This is a genomic window from Mycobacterium hubeiense (assembly GCF_002838065.1).
GTDB classification, from domain to species: Bacteria; Actinomycetota; Actinomycetes; order Mycobacteriales; family Mycobacteriaceae; genus Mycobacterium; species Mycobacterium hubeiense.
The window spans coordinates 1-1,344 of sequence record NZ_PIZU01000110.1 but is presented as its reverse complement, the minus strand read 5'-3'; the positions used below and the strand labels follow the sequence as shown (position 1 = coordinate 1,344).

General features: G+C 59.7%; 1 protein-coding gene, 1 pseudogene and 1 other annotated feature. Of the genes and pseudogenes, one reads left to right on the top strand and one right to left on the bottom strand.

Going from position 1 to position 1,344, the window contains the following annotated elements; genetic code table 11:
- A pseudogene (locus tag CWS39_RS29940) lies at positions 1-252 on the bottom strand (hypothetical protein); the annotation flags it as partial.
- Positions 74-190: a sequence feature (AL1L pseudoknot), on the bottom strand. Its footprint overlaps the pseudogene before it by 117 nt.
- Positions 253-676: 424 nt before the next feature.
- Here CWS39_RS29940 and CWS39_RS28200 point away from each other — a divergent pair.
- Positions 677-1,306, top strand: a complete 630-nt coding sequence (locus CWS39_RS28200) for a hypothetical protein (protein ID WP_102146108.1) — start codon at positions 677-679, stop codon at positions 1,304-1,306.
- Positions 1,307-1,344: the final 38 nt, after the last annotated feature.

Here is a 1,344-nt window from a genome sequence, read left to right as displayed (position 1 = left end):
CAGGGGGCGGGTGCCTCAACCCAGGTTGGCAGAGAGGGCTGGCGGCCCGATAACCGCGCGAGGTGAGGTAACCCGGGATAGCTGCCCGCAGGACACGACAGATGAGCTCGACCCCGAATTGACCGCGATGGCTGTCGATGTAGGCGATCATTTCGTCGCGGGGCGGTCGAGCTCCGCTGCGAAAAACGCAGACGCAGACTTCAAAACGTCATTAGCTCTGCGCAATTCGGCCACTTCACGCCTGAGCTTGCGAGTCTCAGTATGCTCGGAACTGGTTACACCGGGACGTTCACCGGCATCGGTGTATCCGCCTGACGTAAGAGCTACCGGCGATGGTCGCGGAACATGCGCCCGAGGGCTCCGATGACGACGACAGCCCAAGTTAGCTCGCGCCGCACGTACTGCGCCGCGCACCGGTACAGCGGTAAATCGCAGCCTACCTAGCCGGCCGAGTGATGTTCTGCGCCTTGGTTATTCGTTTCACGATTTTGACATTGCCCTTCGCGCAACGTGGAAGTTCTTGCGGGAAGCCACTTCTGAGCAGATAACAAGTCACCCGCGTGTTCGAAGCCGACAATAAGTTGACAACAGGCTCGGTACAGCGCCGATTGCTCGATTCCGCAACGGAATTGAATGAGTGGGGCCACACCTGCTACTGCCTCTGGAACGGCGACGGATGGTGCCCCCGCCGTATCTCGGCACGACGTTCGACGGCACGCACAAGCACTACCTCACCACCGGGTCAACAGTTCTCGATGCGCTTGATGTCGAGAACATGATCAAGCACGTTACCGAACATGGATATGGCTTGATGGCAGGCTCGCAGCTTGTGTTGATCGTCAACCCCATCGACTTTGAGGCATCAAGCATTGCGGCATGGAAGGCGGGCGTGGACTACGGCGGCGCAACCACCCCCAAATACGACTTCATCCCGAGTGCGCTTATGCCAGCGTGGGTTTCGGCAGAAACGATCCACGGCCCTATCCCCAACGCCGAGTACAACGGGCTACAGGTGTGGGGCTCCTACAACAACGCCTTAGTCATCAAGTCCAACTACATGCCACGGTATTACGCCGTCGTCGTGGCTACCTCTGGGCCGAACAACGACGCCAACCCGGTCGGCTTCCGCGAACACATCAACCCGGCTTACCAAGGCCTGCGGCATATTCCGGGGCGCGGTCCGTACCCGATCCAAGAGAGTTTCTTTGCTCGCGGGTTCGGCACCGGCTCCCGGCACCGGGGCGCAGCGGTCGTCGTGCAAATCACGACTGACCTCACATATTCACCGCCAAGCATCGAGACGTAACGAGGAATGATCAGAACCTGTGGATGAGCCTCGGTGTG

What these genes read in the sequence shown, in the direction of transcription:
- CWS39_RS28200 (WP_102146108.1), top strand. Translation starts at nt 677, where the DNA reads ATGGTGCCCCCGCCGTATCTCGGCACGACGTTCGACGGCACGCACAAG.